Here is a 16501-nt window from a genome sequence, read left to right as displayed (position 1 = left end):
TTGAAATTATTTTCCCCACCTCGTTACTTCGCCCTTAATCTCAAGGGCATCCAGCTGTGCCTGCAGCTCCACCTTAACGGTGGTAAATTCCGGATTTTCAGCAAGGTTGGTCCATTCGTTCGGATCATTCTGATGGTCATACAGCTCTTCAGAACCATCTTTATACCGCATGTAGCGGTAACGTTCTGCCTGAAGGGCAAAGCAGTTTTCCCGCCAAGCTGTCAGCGCCGGGTACGGCCATTCTCTTTTCGGATCATTCAGCAACGGCACCAAACTTCGGCCTTCGTTTTTCGGGTTTTCCGGAAGTCCGCACAACTCCAGCAGCGTGGGGTAGATATCCAGCAGGCTGACCACTCGGCCGCATCTTTTTTCTTTCTCAATGCCTGTACCGGCAAACAACAGTGGAACATGCCCGGCGCGATCCCACAAGGAGTGCTTCTGAAAACTGTTTTTTTCGCCCATGTGATAGCCATGGTCCGACCATAGAACAATAACGGTGTTATCCTTGTACGGGCTCGCCTCCAGCGCATCCAGAATACGGCCCAGCTGGTGGTCCATAAAACTAACCGACGCCAGATAGGCATGCAGAATATTCCGCCACTGGTTGTTCTCAATCGCCCACTGGGTTCGCGGCATATTTTTGTGAATATTTACAGCTACTGAAGCCGGCGGAACATCATCTAAATCGTCCGCCTTGTAGGGAGGCAGGGTAAGTTCAGCCGGATCATAGAGATCGAACCACTTCTTATTTACATACCAGGGAACGTGCGGACGAATAAATCCGACCATCAGCATAAATGGATTTTTTTGCTCTTTCTGAAGCTGATTAATCGCCCAGCTCGCTGCTTCGTAGTCAGGGAATTCTTCATCCGGTTTATCGACGGCAAACCAATCGGTGCTGGTACCCGCAGGGCCATAATTCTTACACATGCGACCCAATCCCGCAGTAAAAGACCCACGCCCGCCACTTTCATCCACGCTTCCTTCCGGGACATGATCATGACACAGCTTCCCAACGGCCAGCGTTGTATAACCATGCTCGGAAAAATATTCATGCACCAGTTTGGTCCCCAATTCCCGGGTGCGCTTCTGCAGATCTTCATCCACCCATTTTTCCTTCCCAGCCACAGTGGTCGGCAGCAATCCGGACATAACGCTGTTGCGCGACGGGCCGCAGGTGGGCCACTGACAATACGCCTTTTCAAAAACCACCCCCTGTTTCGCCAACCGATCCAGATTGGGCGTAATCGCATCCGGGTAACGCTCCGCATAGGTTGGATAATCATTTAGGTCATCCACGGCGATAAAGAGTACGTTGGGGGGCGCTTTAGCATCCTTAACTTCACTTCGGCTTTCCGCAGAACTAACGCTCCAGCATAAAGCCATACACAACATGACTACTTCGACACTATTATTTTTCATCTATCAACCCTTCCCTTCGATTACCCGTAATCATCAACTCAACGACTACGCTATAGATCATTAATGCGTCTTATAACTCCAATTCATGACCATCTAAAGAACATGAGAATAGCCACCCTCCCCAAAGGATGCGAAGTACGGATATTGTAGTAATAACAAGACAATAAATGCCTCTATTGCCTTCCTAATTTCTATAGAAAGGCATTCCGCTGGAGTAAAGCGCCGGTTATATGACTCAGATCACGTGACATTTCATTCCAACAGATCGCGCTATTTATGCGGCTACTTACCTATCAATTCGATAGACTTATCCGCTAAACGTTTGCCGAACACCCTATACCCGTCGACGGAGTAGTGCAGATTATTCCTGATCATCTTCCCGCGGGCATTGATGCCGTCGTTTAAGTCATCCGACGATACCCAATCAAACTCTGGATTTGAATCCGCCACCTGCATCTGAGCCTGTCGTACAATCGACCAATGCGGGATACTTTGTGCCCTGCGAGTCATGATCTCTCAAACGACCGATTACAAAACGAACATCATCCCGGCCCGGGTCTGCCTGCAACAGCACATACAAACCTATCAAACTTGCCGCATATACCTCGCCATGTTCCTTGGCATCCGCCTCGCCCTGCATTCGGACAACGGTCATCGTATTAAAGCTTCTCTCTTCCATAGCCAGACGCACTTTTTGCATCAAACGATGCATACAATTTCCCCGTCGCTTTCGGCTCATCCCCCTGCAACGGCGTCCACTGCTTATACCATTCCCGGATTGGCTGGCCGCCCTGCGCATCATACACCACAGCCACGTTTGCGGCACCGAACTCCGCCTCCACGGTGGGCGTGAAAGAAAGATTTGGATCCAGTCTCTCCATAGTCGACAGCCCCGGCAAAATTAACAGATGCTTCTCTACCCCTATGCCTGAACACCGGTCAAAATCAAACTTGCTGCCAATACAGCCACATACCCTATTCTCATATCAACATCGCCCCATCTCTTTCGGTTATTATTCACACTACAGACGCATCTATTTAGAAGCGAAACCCTATCGAATCACACAGGCTGGTGGCTGATCGCCACTCCATAAAATGGCTTCCTCTCTTTTCTTGAGGTCCAATTGAAACACCTTCGATCGTAGCACCTTCTAGCAGAAATCGCGTGCTCCGGAAACCTTCACCTTACCATTTAGGCCGGGCCGAATTTTGCACGGCTCGCCTGCCAGACTTTTGATGGGTATGAACTGCGTTTCGCCTCCTTTTTACGGGAAGCACAGACGAGGAACGCCCATTACTTCAATACCAACCCACAAACAACGGCATGGCCCTTAACCGGATTCAATATGACGCTTACTATTTCGGAGTCAGATAGCGTCACGGGCGCATCCCATTTCAGCGGCTCTTCCGGCTGTACAGAAACGTGCTCGCTGACCACTAATTTTCCGCCAACTCGTACATCCAACTGCATGTCGCTATCGACAGGTGTATTAAACAGCAAGGACAGCTTATAATTACCCGCCGAAACGGGTTCCGGCTTAAACTCGTCAAACACCGTCGTAGCCGGACTGCACCCAAAAGAAAGAATCGGCGAAACCATCAGTGTCATTGGCTGATCACTCATCACTCCATATTGAAAGACTCCATCTGTTGACGTTTCAAAAACTTCTGCACCGGTTTCTTCGGCTCCGAACGTCTGCCAGACCGCTTTATCCGCCTCATAATGGAACGTCAATTGACCGCGCGCCTGCGCCATGAGTTCATGATCCGTCGGACCGAAGTTATAGCGAATCGCATCTAGCCCTAACTGCTGGCGCAAGCGGACAAAATGCGGAATCCAACGCGTATTCATAGAAACCAGCAGCCCCATCTCGCCTTTCGTCGCTCCGCATTTTTTCACCGCCGACGCATAATCCGCGACTACCTTTTCCGGGTTCAAACCCCGTACGATTTCGCGCGCCTGATCGAACTGCGCCTGTGCCAATGCATTGGTCGCCTGCTCATACCCAGCCAGCGTCTGATAGACTTCCAACACAAACAGCTCGTACTCCTTAAAAAATGCATATTGCTTACGCTGCGACTCCGACATTGCGGAAACGTTCGCCTTTTGCAGCAAAGCCAACCGCTCTTCATAGCCCGATTTCACCTTCGACAGATCGTGCCCGATTTCATGGCCGATAAAATATTCATCCGTCTCACGCGCAAACGCCGGCATACCGTCGACCCATTTATCGAGATATTCCCCCATTACGGTTTCATTCGCCGCGCCGAACCAATTCCGTGCGACAAAAGCACACGATTCCGACTGTGATTCATTTTTCGTGGCCGACCAGGTTTGACGGCTATGCGCCGTGTAGTACGGATCAAGCGGGTGCGTCATCCAGTGAATAATCCCGAAACCTCCGGCCATACAAGTCTGCAGGCGGGCTGAAAGATCCTGCACAAAATCAAGCGGTGAGCCGATATACGCGCCATCATCGTGGTGCGACCAGATCACAGGAATAAAACGTTCGGGTCCAATCAAATCCCCCAACCCCTTCAGTCGTTCATAGCTGTTCATGAATCCGGTTCCGCGCAAAATGCGTGAATCCAATGCAATCAGTGGCGTATCGTGCGGTAAAAATTCAACCGCTACTGGTATCCATTTATCATTCCAGCTCCCCATCGCCAGCGTAATATCTTCCCGCCCAGCCTCTTTCAGTGCGCGCTTCCAAGCCGCATACATCTTTGCAATACCAAACAAGCCGACCGACTGGAACTGTTTGGCGACCTTGGGATGCTCCGTTACATACGCTTTATATTCCGCCTGCCACTTCGCCGGATACTCCTCCAGCTTTACATTCAATAACGGTGATTTGTCACCCCGACGCCACAACGTAATCATATCTACCTGCGGATACGCTTTTAAGAGAGCATCGCACTGTGCTTTATAAAACGTGTAGCCTTCGGCCGTATCCGGACGAGCCACCCACAGCCTGGCCGCCGGCACCTTCATTCGCGGACGCCCTGCATAGTCGATTAGGAAACGATCAGCCTCATTCAACGTCGTAATCAAATTCTGCGGTAAGCATGGTGGCATATCGATATCGATCGCAATATTCACATCCACGCCGCGTTGATCGGCATATTCAAACGCCTTCCCCATCATTGCTTTCACCGTTTCCGACTGCGAACCGCTCTCGTCCACCACCGCTTCGCTTCCGAAAAAGTCCTGATCAAACAGCTCACTGCCCTGCATTAGGCGTACGTCGTTCACATGATTGACTGCCCAATCACGCCCGGAACGTGTCGATGCCAACTCGCCGACCGGTTTTTCCTGACCATTAAATGCATAGGAAAACATCGGGTTATTGCCATAAGCATGCACCATCACCGTATTGAATCCGGACTTCTGCGACTGCGCGATCCACTCCTCCCAGTCCTCAAGATCCCATGTGCTGCAGCTGAACAAAAAGTTATGCCAGTTAAAGCTGATACGCACCGGCGTTGTCGGATAGTTTTCCAACTCCCAGCCATCGAAACTAAACGCACCCGACTTCGACAACGGCTTCGCGTCGCCGCTCATAAACAGGCCGTAGCCCAGCTTTTCCAATATTCCGCAGACGCATACATCATGCCCTGCGGATCGGCTCCGATAATGCGCGCGGTGTTGCCATCATGAGAAACCACATACCCTTCAGCTTCGCCAGAACCGTCCGCCGCTAACAAAATCGTCTGCCTAGACCCTGCTCGCGAAGAAATCGTAAAGCGCTTCTTCGGATACAACTCTCCCAGCGCCTCCGCTAGTTCCGCCGCCGCAATCTGTTCAATCGGACCAGCATTTTCCGGTACAACAATCCGAACGTCCTCTTTTGCACATCCCACGCTACAAAGCAACAGACAGCCCAGAATTATCTTTTTTAAAATTTGTTTCATATATCCCTCTATTCTCAAGTTAAGCGGCCCGTCTGTCAGATGCTTCAAAATATCAGACGACCGCCCCGCCATCCAAATATAGATCTTGTAGTACGAACCGATCCGCCAAAATTATTTACCCGCCACCGCCGCAATATCGCTGAACAAACCCAGTAATGACTGCGAACTCATGAAGAGTGAAAAGCAGGCGATCAGCGCAAGCGAAATCCAGCCGGCTTTATTCCGCCGGTGTTACCCTAAAAGTTCTTTGCGGCTCGAAAGGTACATCAGTCCCAACAGAGCCAACGGCATCACCAGCAAATCCGCGCCTGCGATAACAACAGCAGAAACTCGGGGAACCAGTGAAGTATTATAAACCCGCCCATTTGCAAGCACTTTAATGCGATGCCCCTTTTCACCCTTCACCACTCCGCCATAACGGATGACCAGTTCCGATGCACCGGAGGGACCGTCGTTTTCATCGCACTACTGAACAGAAGCATCCGCCTCACCTGTAAAACGAATATAACCTTCTCCCCGAAAGATTCGGCCATGTGCTTTCCCTTCCCTTACAGCTCCCGTAAAGACTGCGCGTTCAGCCTGCTCTCCGGCCGGTATCTCGGATGCTTTCACACTGCTTTTCCAGACAAACCCTTCGCCCGCCGCAAAGCGCTCATCGAGATTCAATACGGGCAGACCGTCGAGGACGACCAGTGCTTTTACCATAGTGCCCAACGTTACAGGAAATGTGCCCGCATAACGCGTCGACTCCGCCGTCGGCTCTGTCCCGTCCACGGTATAATAGATATCAACATTCGCTTTAGGTGCTTTACCCCGAAGCGGAAGCAGCTGGACATCGATACTCACCAGATCTGAGTACACCAGTTTCTTTTCACCAATGAAGATATCTCCCCTCTAGATGCGCCTATACGGTTCGAGCATGGGGGAGTAATTTATTTATTCAGCGTACCAGAATCGAGACCGGTATTATGTTCAACTTTCAATCCAGTGGTTCCGCCTTTGCTCTCTATTCGGATGGGGAATTCGAATCCGGCAAAACTGTTGTTTTTCACTCGTACATCTTTGCAGAAATCCAAAGCGACTGCCGGCAGCCCGGAACTGCTCGGATACGTATTATCGACTTCTACCGTGTTCTCTTCAACGATCAGGTTCTTAACAGATTTCGCATGTACCAGATGGCCGTTAAAATTTTTGATCCTGTTATTCGTGAACCGGATATTCCAGTGATATTGGTCGTCGCCCAGCGTCTGCTCCGGCAGCAGCATGGGTGCGGCGTAGAGAGGGTAACCCTGCCCATTTCCATACCCGTGATTCACAAATGTATTGTTATTGATCGTCACATCCCGAACTCCGCCGGATTCATACCAGGACTTGTTATCTCCCTCGATCAGCACTCCGTGCATCTGAGAAGAAAACCAGTTATCTTCGAGCAGGACTTTACCTTTCGTCGAAATCAGAACACTGCGGGCACGGTTTTCCCGCACAATACATTTTTTCATGATGACGTCCGGATACCAGGTCAGGTTTTCAAACGATAACGGACCTTCCGGATACGTTTCCGGCATCATATCCACCGTCATCAAAAAGCGGGATTCATTCAGAATTCGAGTAGCGGTAACGGTCGACTCATAAAGAGGCTGAACATTTTTACGTGACGTAAGCATCACCTTGTCGCCCGGTTCACAGAAGATCAGCCCTTTCTGTTGTCGATGACTGATTTCACAGAGAAATGTGTTATCACCCATGTACTCAACGACCTTCACATAAGCACCATGCACATTGATTCCATCATCTCCCATATGCTCCAGCAGACAGTTTTCCACATGAATGAGCCCCTTACAGCCGAGAAAATGAGTTGCATCCGCACGTGCAGAAAGTGTTCGGCCTTCCGCTGAAGTTACAACAAATTTATTGAGATGAATATTTTCGCATCGTTCCGCAATCAGTCCCATACCACCGCCGGCATAGACCGTTACATTCTCAATCGTTGTATTCAGAGAATTGCCCAGATGAATAGACTGCGCCAACCGGTTCGGAGAGTTCCCCCAAGCGCATAATACGGCACCCAGCGGAGGAGCAAGGCGTGTGGCGTCCTGAAGCCGCACTCTGTTTTCTCCAACGTTGGCGGCCTTCGCCCCTCTGTATTTCAGGCCATACCTGCGTGTATCCCAATAAGGCGCACCTGTCTTCGGGTCGTACGGAATATTCTGCCCCAGCTCATCTTCCCAACCATAGTGCCCCAGCAGCAGTTTACCGCCCTGTACTTTGAAGCCGTGCTTCATCGGGCTGACTTCTGCCACGAAGGTATTGTTCTTTTCATCACGTTCAACAACGGTCAGCTCGTGATGAAACGGTGTATCCCAGTCAATACTGAAATTTTTCAGCATGATATTTTTTGAATTCTCGACGATCACCGGACAGATACGTCCATAAAACAGGAACGTGGATTCCCCGCCATCAAGGGTAAAGTCTTCAAACCCATACAATGGAAAAGCAATTCGTTTCAGGCTGTTGTCGTGGTTGGTCACGGCTCTATATTTCTCGATTGCATTTTCCGGTTTAAACTCATAACGCCCTTTAGGAAAATAAAGGGTCACCCCTTTTTCTCCCTGAAGTTCTTCCAGAAGCTGATTCACTTTAAACGTTACATCCTGCCCTGGTACAATCCCGTGATCTTCCACATTAACGGTTCGTGCCAATACACTTCCGGCGCAAATCACCAGAAGACAACCGACTCCGAAAAAAGTTCTCATCTCGTTTTTCCTCTTACTTTTTTTGACTGATATGCTCAACCAGCCCAATATCCACAAAGCCACCCTTTAATGGTTTCTCGGCAATCACTGTAATCGTATGCATACCCGGAGTAAGTTGCCCGCAGCGCTCACCTACAGGAATGAGGCGGTATCCATCGCAGCCCTCCTCCAGTGTCAGCACATTGCGACCGTCGATGGAGATGGCAACCCGCCCCGGATTCGCCTGCGAAAGCCGCGCGGTCTGTTTCAGGTAGAGACAAGGATTTTTCACGCCGGACTCATCCACCTTGAACGTTTTCTTCAGGTAAGCCGCTTTGCCCTTCCAGTTCTGATCCGCAATTAACGGCAAACGCGATGTGCCGGCCTCATCCACCTGTTTCCAGATGGCATCCAGATCGGCATACTTTACTTCACTGTCTGCACCGGGAATCCCTTTCACGCCCTTGGCCCGTTTATATTTCGGCATAAGGTCGCTGAAGAAAACCGTCCACTCCGAACCGCTCGGTACAATTTCCTTGAGTACAGAATCGTTTTGAATATCCGTGACCCGATGCCAGACTGCGGTTTCTGCAAACGTACCGGACGATACGGTGATTTTATTTTCGCCCGACTTAAGCGGAACCTTGTTCCAGCGATGAATTCCATATTCAGCGTCAGTGATTTTACCCATGCTCGTTCCGTTCACGATCAGCTCTACTTCATCCAGATTGGAATAGGCCGTGATTTCAGCGGTATCCAGCAGGCGAACATCAAATCGCTTGTCGCAGAGATGAAGCATCGGTTCCGGATTCCAGTTGGCCTTGTAGAAAAAGAAGGCGTCTTTAAACTGCTTGCGGTCTTCGCCCACCAAGCCCTTATCGTGCAGGAAGGTGGCACGGCCCTGATCATAGTTCGGAACAAGAAATTCCGATAACGTCCAGATAAAGGTACCCCATAGCCACGGACGTTGCTGCATTGCCGCCCAGTGCTCCTCGTGACTCCAGTTATAAAAGTCCTGAGGGTGAAATTGATCTTTATTGTAAGGGGCAATCCGTCGATGCTCATCAAAATGGTTACTGGCCGCACCCGCACCGTATTCCGTGATGCCCAGTTTACGGTTCGGAAATTCATCCCGCATGGTGTCGATCCAGCTGAAGTCGCTTGGTCCCCCCTCATACGCATTCCAATACCAGCCCTGATAGCGGTTCCATCCATTGATATCGGGAATATCGTTGCGCTCCCCGGCCTTCCAGCTAACCCCGCAGGTCAAACGAGCCGGATCGATTTCCTTGGCCGTACGGTTTAGCCCCGCAAGAAATTCCAGACCGTTAAACCCTTTCCACTCATCACTACGCAACTCGTTATACAGTCCCCAAATGGCAACAGACGGATGATTATAGAGTTGATAGATCATCTCCTTCAACTGCTGTTCACAGTTGGCCGTATAAGCTTCAGAACCGTTGAAAAGGTTGATCAGCGCCATTTCCGTAAAGACTACAATCCCAGCTTTGTCGCAAAGATCAAACCGGTATTCGCTGTGCGGATAGTGAGACAGACGAACCGCATTCATGCCCAGGTCTTCCATGATTTCCGCATCACGCTCAAAATGTTCCGCACGCATGGCCGAGCCGACACCCGGGTAATACTGATGCTGTGCACAACCATACAGCGGATAGGATTTCCCATTCAGGAAAAATCCCTTATCCCGATCCACTGCAACCGTCTTAAATCCAGTCGTTACATCCACCTGATCAACGGTTTTTCCCTTTAGCTGAAGCTCAACGCTCAGTTGATAAAGGGCCGGATTTTCAAGACCATTCCAAAGGCTGGGCTTCATCACCTCCATGGGCACAGTTACCGTCCACTGCTCGCCGGCCTTGACCTTCACGTTCCTGCTTTCCTTTGCTACAGCTGTACCGGAGGAATCCTTGATGGTGCAAACCACTTTGTACTTACCTCCTGCACCTGCCGGAGCGTTAAGCACGGTATCGATCTCGAGTTCGGCTCTCTCCGGGGAGACATCCAGTTGTCGGCAATAAACACCGCTGGAAGCATAGTGTACCGGACTAATACAAACCTGCGGTTTTTCAATCAGCCAAACCGGGCGTGTAATGCCGCCAAATTTAAGATAGCCGCCACCCAGCGGAGTAATGGCATCATTGAATTCATTATTTACCCGAACCGCGATGACGTTGTCCGCTCCATAGTTTACCTGACCGGTGATTTCATAACAGAATGCAGAAAATCCACCGTCATGCCGTCCGATCTTTTCACCGTTCAGGAAAACATCGGATCGCAGATAGGCCGCATCGAACCGGAGAAACAGGCGTTTTCCCTTCTGCGCCTGATCAACAAACAGGTTTTTGCGATACCAGGCAGGCCCCACATACTGAACCGCTTCCTGTTGCTCGCGGTAGATCTCTTCCGAGCCCGATGGATTATAGGTATGCGGAAGCTCGACCGCTTCCCAATCACTGGAATCAAACTCCACGGCCTCCGCCCCGACAACCTCGCCCTTTTGAAAGAGCCATCCGTCATTGATTCCCAGCTTCGCCGCCATCACCTGATGACAGGTAACTAAAAGAATGATAGCCTCAAATAAATACTTCTTCATTGTATCTCCTTAAATCACTGGAACTTTCGTTTTTTTGCTCTCAGGCCCCTGGACCATCGTCATTCTTGTCACCAGGGCTTCGTGCATAGTTTTTAGAACAGTCTTATACGCGGGATCGGCATAGAAATTAATCAACTCATCCGGATCCTTTTCAAGATCGAACAGGAAGGGTTCGCCTTTCGAGGAATAGATCAGCTTATGTTTCCGACTGACCGTTGCCACCCACAAACCATTGGCCTCCGCCATATAGGAGATGCGGTCATCGAAAATCTTTTGATCCTTGCTTAACAAATCCTCAGAGCAATCAACTCCCTGCGCACTCGGAATGAATGATGCACCCATAAGGCCCAATATGGTCGGCGCAAAATCAGTATTATTATACGCCTTGTGAATGACTTTGCCCGACTTGATCTTTTTCGGATAGCGGATCACGAACGGGATGCGGGCAGAACCATCAAACGGTTGCCCTTTGTTCACCTGGTCGTGCTCGTAAAGCATGTCACCATGGTCGGAGGTAAAGACCACAATGGTATTGTCAGCTATCCCCTTTTCGTCCAGGAACTGGAGAAGCCGCCCGACATTCTCATCGATGCACTTCACCATACCGAAGTATCCGCTCATCTTTTGCTTATCAAACTCCTGGCCGCCATTCTTATTCTCCGATGAACGCCAGCCCGGGAGCGTGCCCGCTGGCATCCTTTTCCTGGTACGCGGCGGCTCGAAAGGGAGATCCGCAAACATGGTATCGTATGGTTTTCGCACGGTATTGGGGGAATGCGGGTCGGGAATCGAAACCATCAGACAGAATGGCTTATGACGATCCCGTTCCAGGATTTCGAGCGATCGATCAGCGAGCCAGTCGGTGGTGAATGATTTTTCGTCGGCATTGTCCAACTTGCCGGTCGGTTTACCCTTGTGGTTTGTTGCCCCGACCCTGGGCGAACCGTCGTCATTCTGCGCCATCTTTTTCCAATGGCCACCGTTCCACATGAAGCGGTTGTCCTCGAAACCAAATTTGCGCTGCGGAGCAAACTGCGGATGTCCTTTACCATCCAAGTGCCATTTGCCCAAATATGAAGTGGCATATCCTTCCCGGCGTAACACTTCTGCAAATGTCACCACTTCATCCTTCATCGGAATGCTGTTTTTCCAGGTTCCTGTCTTAATCGGATACTGCCCGGACATAAACGAGGCGCGCGATGGAGAACAAACCGGTGACGTTGCATAATAGTTCATGCAGATCGCGCCCTCATTCGCAATGCGGTCAATATGCGGAGTGTCCACCTTCACACCCTTGCCCCAAACAAAAGCCTGGTCTTCGCTCAACTGCTCACGGTAGCAACCGAGTGTGCGAAAGTTATGTTCGTCGGTATGAATGACCAATAGATTCGGTCGCTTCTGCTTATCCGCCAGTACACTGCCGGTTCCAGCCGTTAAACCGACCGCAGCCCATTTTGTAAAACTACGTCTGTTCATGAAATTTTCCTAGCTGCGAGTCTCAACAATCAAAGGTTTTTTCGGCGACACCAGCATCGGTTCATTGGCGCGCTTCATTGCATTCATTAGCGCAGTTTTCATCCGCTGGCCGATCTCCTTATATTCCGGCTTGGGATATTGATTGATCAGCTCATCCGGATCCTTTTCCAGATCAAACAGCCAGGGGTCATCAATAGGTGTCAGCACCAGCTTGTAACGTTGGTTAACCGCCGTCACCGCATTTTGGTGCGCACTGGTAACATACGTGATGCGATCATCATTCACCTCCAGTTCCTTGCTTAAAAATGCAGACGATCCATCGATTCCCTCAGCATTCGGAATGGTTTCGGAAATACCCATCATGCCGAGAATCGTCGGAGCAAAATCCACCGTCGTATAAGCAGTATGAATCACTTTACCCGGCCGTATTTTTTTCGGATAACGGATGACAAACGGAATGCGCGCGGATGCTTCGAAGGGCATACTCTTGTTCGTACGCTTATGCTCCCCAAGCATGTCCCCATGATCCGAAGTAAAGATTACAATGGTATTCTGATCCAGCCCCTTTGCCTTTAGGTCTCCCAGAACTCGGCCGACATTGTCGTCGATGCATTTAACCATCCCGAAATATTGCTGAAACTTGTCCTGATCGATTTCGAGACAGGTATTTTTCTGTCCGACCCGATGCCATTTAGGCATTTTTTCCAGCGGCCAGTCCATCGTTTTCGGATTCTTGAAATGCAGATCTTTAAACATGGTGTCGTAGGGTGCACGAACCGTATTGGGGGTGTGCGGATCAGGGATCGAACACATGATGCAGAATGGCTTGTGCTGATCGCGCTCAATAATCTCCATGGTACGATCCGCCAGCCAGTCGGTTGTAAACGATTTTTCATCCGCACCGTCCACCCGCGTGTTCACTTTTCCATTGCTTCCGATGGATGCCACATAAGGCGATCCGTCTTCCTTCAGTCCCATTTTTTTCCAGTGACCGCCATCCCACATATAACGATTATCATCGAATCCGAATTTTCGTTTCGGTGCAAATCCAGGCTTTTCTTTGATTCCTTCCAAATGCCATTTACCAAGGTAGGAGGTGGAATAGCCCTGTTGCTTCAGAACCTCAGCAAAGGTCACTAAGCCTTCCTTCAAGGGAATCCCGTTTTTGTAGACGTTGGTATTAATCGGGTAAAGACCGGAAACAAAAGAGGCGCGCGACGGAGAACAGACCGGTGATGAGGAATAATACCGATCGCAAATCGCTCCGTCTCTGGCTATCGAGTCAATGTGCGGCGTATCCACCTTTACGCCCTTACCCCAGACAAACGCCTGATCCTCGGACATCAGATCCCTGTAGCAGCCCAGTGTGCGGAAGTTGTGCTCATCGGTTTGAAAGATCAACAGATTCGGCTTAGTCTGTTTCGCAGCGAGCGTAGACCCCGTTGCTGCAACCATCGTGGTTGCTGCCAGTTTCGTAAAATCACGTCTTTTCATTTTCTATTCTCCATTATTCTAAAATTGAATATCCACAAACCGCATAGATCCCGCCGGAACGATCAGTTCAACCTTCCCGTCAGTGATTTCCAGTTGCTCCTTCGACAGGATATCGACCGCACCTTTAGGACCCGTTTTTTGAACAGTTATCTCGCTCGGGCAGTCACGCGGATCGATATAGTGCGGATCCACCAGCACAATGCGATAGTGACTTTCATCCAGTTTGATTGCGCTCCAGGATGCGCCCTTCACCAGAAATGGCAGTTTTTTCGCTCCAGCTTTTACTGTTTTTGAAATTGTCGTTCCGAAAGTATCAGCAGACACCTCCTTCCCCCCAACAAGGCCATTCCTTGCATTACTCACAAAGTAAGGCGTGCTATTCTGTTGCAACTGTTTCTGATAATCGAGCGGAGCAATCGGCACCATGCCATGTGGAAGTTTCGGCATGAAATTTAGCCAACGGTAGTCCACTCCCAGCGCTTTCGAGAAATCATAACCCGGCACACTTGCGCCGCCCCAGTGTACATTCACCACAGAGAGAACCGCATCATAGTCCTCTTCGAGATAGGCGTCGATCGTGTGGCCGAGATGCTCCCGCATATGAAAATCATGGGGTACTTCTTTCATCAGATGATAGGCTCCGATGGAAGCCAGATCATCCGCATCTTCAATCAGCGGAAGTACGCCGGATCCCATCATCGCAATCAGCAGTTCAAGCCCCGGTCCATCCACACTGTGAAAATTCCACAGCAAACCGAATCGAGCACCATACGCTCCGCGAATCACACCGCTGCGCAACCATGGAGAGATAGATCGCTGCCGGCCGGGCGCAACCGGGCGCCAGCCCGTCGGATTGTCATCAATTAGCCGCATAGCAAAATCATCAACACAGCCGGCGGTAAACATACCCACACGACCGGCCAGGTTCAGTTCCTGAGTCGTAGAGTTGGTATCTTCCGTCCCCGGCACCAGAAGATCGGAATATTTTCCAGAAAGAAACAGCTCATTCCATGGGTGCGCCTGAACCGTCGTTGCCCAAAACGTCTGCTTGTAGCGGAAATAGAGCTTGGCTTTACCCTGCTTTCGACACGCTTTCGCCAGTCTCGGCATATAATGCTCAATAAAATAATGAATGCGCGGATCTTCCGTATTCGACATCTCCGCATAGGTAAATCCTAAACACGTATTCGGCGCTGCCTCCAGTATGGCTTCCAGTGTCCCAATAGATACATAAAACGGATCGCTACCATGACCTGCCCAGATAATAAACGCCTCGCCTTGGGCCTCAAGATCCTGCGCCTTCCGAATGAGGTCTGCACGGGAATCGCGATAGGGCTTACGCTTGTCCCGTCTGTTTCCATATTGTTCTCCCACTACAGAAATGATATCTGACCGATCATAATCCTCCGACCAGATCTCCTCATCGGCTATAACCACCTCATTGAAATCCAGCGCTGCCACTTCTTCCTGAATTGCACCGCCATAGCCCATCACCCAGGGTTTCTTTGCCGGTGACTGATATTCGGGTGGGTCAAAAGACAGTACCTGCTCATATAATGTTTCCAGATTTGCCTTAACATCGCTCATCCGACCAGTCCATTGGTCATGCTGCATCCACCATTCGGATTGGGTCAGGTCAAACTCATAAACCCCGTTATCTCCGCCGACCGATCCCGCTCCAAACAATTTCCTTGTTGCCGGATGCATACAAATATCACCAAACGGGAAACGGGCGGAATTAGATCCGCTCCATTCCAACAGCTTGCCCTTGGAGTCGAGCACATAAAACGCGCGGCCAAACTGGATCAGGATTTCGTCTCTGGCAGGATAGAGAGAAGTGCCGATCGAATGCGCATAGCGCTGGCGGGAAGCGCGCTCAACTTTTTTGTAGCCGCTGAGATCAAAACCCGCAATCTCTTCAAACTCTCCATTTAACGCAGACAACACCGGGCCGCTATTCAGAAAAACCAACAGATCATCCAAACCGTCACGATCCAGATCCTGAACCCGTAGATCGGTCATGATTCCCGATAACCGTTTAGTTCTGTTCCTTGATGATAAAGATCCCATGTCCTTCTTTAGATGATCCGGATCGAGAAACCCGAATGTCAACCAGCCGGACTTGTCGTGCCGCATGGTCATCACAAAAAGGAGCGGCTCGCCCTTTTTCTTAAAGTCACCGATTTCCAGCTTGCGGATGGCACCGGGAACGCCGTGCTTCGTGATCAGGTTTCCATCGCGGTCCAGCACATAGATGACTTTGTCGTTACCACCCGCAAAAATCTTTATATCCTTTCCGCGTTTTAACACCGCCACTTCATTAAAACGGACTTTGCGGTCCCCGCTGTATTTCCAGCGAAGCGAACCATTGGCATTCCAGCAGGTGATGGATCCGTCACCGCTTGCCGTCAGCAGATCATCACGCCCATCGCCATCCACATCCGCCACCTCAATTTCAAACAATACGGCAGGCGACTTGGTTTCATTCCGCCAAAGTTTCTTCCCGTCCGTAGTATAGCAGGAAACGCTGCCGTCAAGTTCTCCGAAAAAGAATACCGGCGTCGATTTGATCATCCCCGGAGTCATTTTCCGGATGGCATTGCCGTCGGTCACAAAACTTTTTGCGGATACCACAACGGCCGACACCGTAAGAAACAACACTGCTTTGACCAAACATTTACCCATTCACTCATCCTTTAGCATAATTCGATTAAGAAATTAGATGCACCAAGTAAATTTGCAAAGGTACGGATGTTGTAGTCATGCCGGCAGATGCAATCCCTACCCGCTCTTTGCAAACGAGAAGCGTCGACCGAGCCAGGCACACTCCAGAACACTTTGTGCTGCA

General features: G+C 50.2%; 11 protein-coding genes. All 11 read right to left on the bottom strand.

Annotated elements, in window-relative coordinates:
- Window positions 1-6 precede the first annotated feature (6 nt).
- Window positions 7-1422, bottom strand: coding sequence for a sulfatase (locus P9H32_RS16515; protein WP_322610023.1), 1416 nt, complete (start codon window positions 1420-1422; stop codon window positions 7-9).
- A 424-nt stretch (window positions 1423-1846) separates the two neighbouring features.
- Window positions 1847-2134 carry a hypothetical protein gene (locus tag P9H32_RS16510; RefSeq protein WP_322610022.1) on the bottom strand — a complete coding sequence of 96 codons (288 nt, stop codon included), beginning with the start codon at window positions 2132-2134 and terminating at the stop codon, window positions 1847-1849.
- Window positions 2082-2303 carry a hypothetical protein gene (locus P9H32_RS16505; protein WP_322610021.1) on the bottom strand — a complete coding sequence of 74 codons (222 nt, stop codon included), beginning with the start codon at window positions 2301-2303 and terminating at the stop codon, window positions 2082-2084. The genes P9H32_RS16510 and P9H32_RS16505 overlap by 53 nt, the downstream gene beginning before the upstream one ends.
- Before the next feature lie 413 nt (window positions 2304-2716).
- Entirely contained in the window at window positions 2717-5014 is a 2298-nt protein-coding gene (locus P9H32_RS16500; protein WP_322610020.1) for a hypothetical protein, read from the bottom strand.
- Entirely contained in the window at window positions 4984-5337 is a 354-nt protein-coding gene (locus tag P9H32_RS16495; RefSeq protein WP_322610019.1) for a glycoside hydrolase family 20 zincin-like fold domain-containing protein, read from the bottom strand. Before P9H32_RS16495 ends, P9H32_RS16500 begins: the two co-directional genes overlap by 31 nt.
- A gap of 465 nt (window positions 5338-5802) precedes the next feature.
- Complete coding sequence (locus tag P9H32_RS16490) at window positions 5803-6198, bottom strand: chitobiase/beta-hexosaminidase C-terminal domain-containing protein (RefSeq protein ID WP_322610018.1); 396 nt, start codon at window positions 6196-6198, stop codon at window positions 5803-5805.
- A 71-nt stretch (window positions 6199-6269) separates the two neighbouring features.
- The gene (locus P9H32_RS16485) at window positions 6270-8090 is read right to left on the bottom strand and encodes a right-handed parallel beta-helix repeat-containing protein (protein ID WP_322610017.1); all 1821 of its coding nucleotides are present in this window, start codon (window positions 8088-8090) and stop codon (window positions 6270-6272) included.
- A gap of 13 nt (window positions 8091-8103) precedes the next feature.
- Complete coding sequence (locus P9H32_RS16480; RefSeq protein ID WP_322610016.1) at window positions 8104-10683, bottom strand: glycoside hydrolase family 2 protein; 2580 nt, start codon at window positions 10681-10683, stop codon at window positions 8104-8106.
- A gap of 9 nt (window positions 10684-10692) precedes the next feature.
- Window positions 10693-12159 (bottom strand): sulfatase family protein, encoded by a 1467-nt coding sequence (locus P9H32_RS16475; protein ID WP_322610015.1) that lies wholly within the window; start codon window positions 12157-12159, stop codon window positions 10693-10695.
- 9 nt (window positions 12160-12168) lie between these two features.
- Entirely contained in the window at window positions 12169-13653 is a 1485-nt protein-coding gene (locus tag P9H32_RS16470; RefSeq protein WP_322610014.1) for a sulfatase family protein, read from the bottom strand.
- Window positions 13654-13671: 18 nt separating this feature from the next.
- Window positions 13672-16338, bottom strand: a complete 2667-nt coding sequence (locus tag P9H32_RS16465) for a hypothetical protein (RefSeq protein WP_322610013.1) — start codon at window positions 16336-16338, stop codon at window positions 13672-13674.
- Between the last annotated feature and the right edge of the window lie 163 nt (window positions 16339-16501).

The organism is Pontiella agarivorans, from assembly GCF_034531395.1.
Classification (GTDB): domain Bacteria; phylum Verrucomicrobiota; class Kiritimatiellia; order Kiritimatiellales; family Pontiellaceae; genus Pontiella; species Pontiella agarivorans.
The sequence above is the reverse complement of the archived record's forward strand: the minus strand, read 5'-3'. Positions and strand labels throughout refer to the sequence as shown.

What these genes read in the sequence shown, in the direction of transcription:
- P9H32_RS16485 (WP_322610017.1), bottom strand. Translation starts at nt 8,090, where the DNA reads ATGAGAACTTTTTTCGGAGTCGGTTGTCTTCTGGTGATTTGCGCCGGA.
- P9H32_RS16470 (WP_322610014.1), bottom strand. Translation starts at nt 13,653, where the DNA reads ATGAAAAGACGTGATTTTACGAAACTGGCAGCAACCACGATGGTTGCA.
- P9H32_RS16475 (WP_322610015.1), bottom strand. Translation starts at nt 12,159, where the DNA reads ATGAACAGACGTAGTTTTACAAAATGGGCTGCGGTCGGTTTAACGGCT.
- P9H32_RS16510 (WP_322610022.1), bottom strand. Translation starts at nt 2,134, where the DNA reads ATGCATCGTTTGATGCAAAAAGTGCGTCTGGCTATGGAAGAGAGAAGC.
- P9H32_RS16480 (WP_322610016.1), bottom strand. Translation starts at nt 10,683, where the DNA reads ATGAAGAAGTATTTATTTGAGGCTATCATTCTTTTAGTTACCTGTCAT.
- P9H32_RS16515 (WP_322610023.1), bottom strand. Translation starts at nt 1,422, where the DNA reads ATGAAAAATAATAGTGTCGAAGTAGTCATGTTGTGTATGGCTTTATGC.
- P9H32_RS16495 (WP_322610019.1), bottom strand. Translation starts at nt 5,337, where the DNA reads ATGAAACAAATTTTAAAAAAGATAATTCTGGGCTGTCTGTTGCTTTGT.
- P9H32_RS16505 (WP_322610021.1), bottom strand. Translation starts at nt 2,303, where the DNA reads ATGGAGAGACTGGATCCAAATCTTTCTTTCACGCCCACCGTGGAGGCG.
- P9H32_RS16465 (WP_322610013.1), bottom strand. Translation starts at nt 16,338, where the DNA reads ATGGGTAAATGTTTGGTCAAAGCAGTGTTGTTTCTTACGGTGTCGGCC.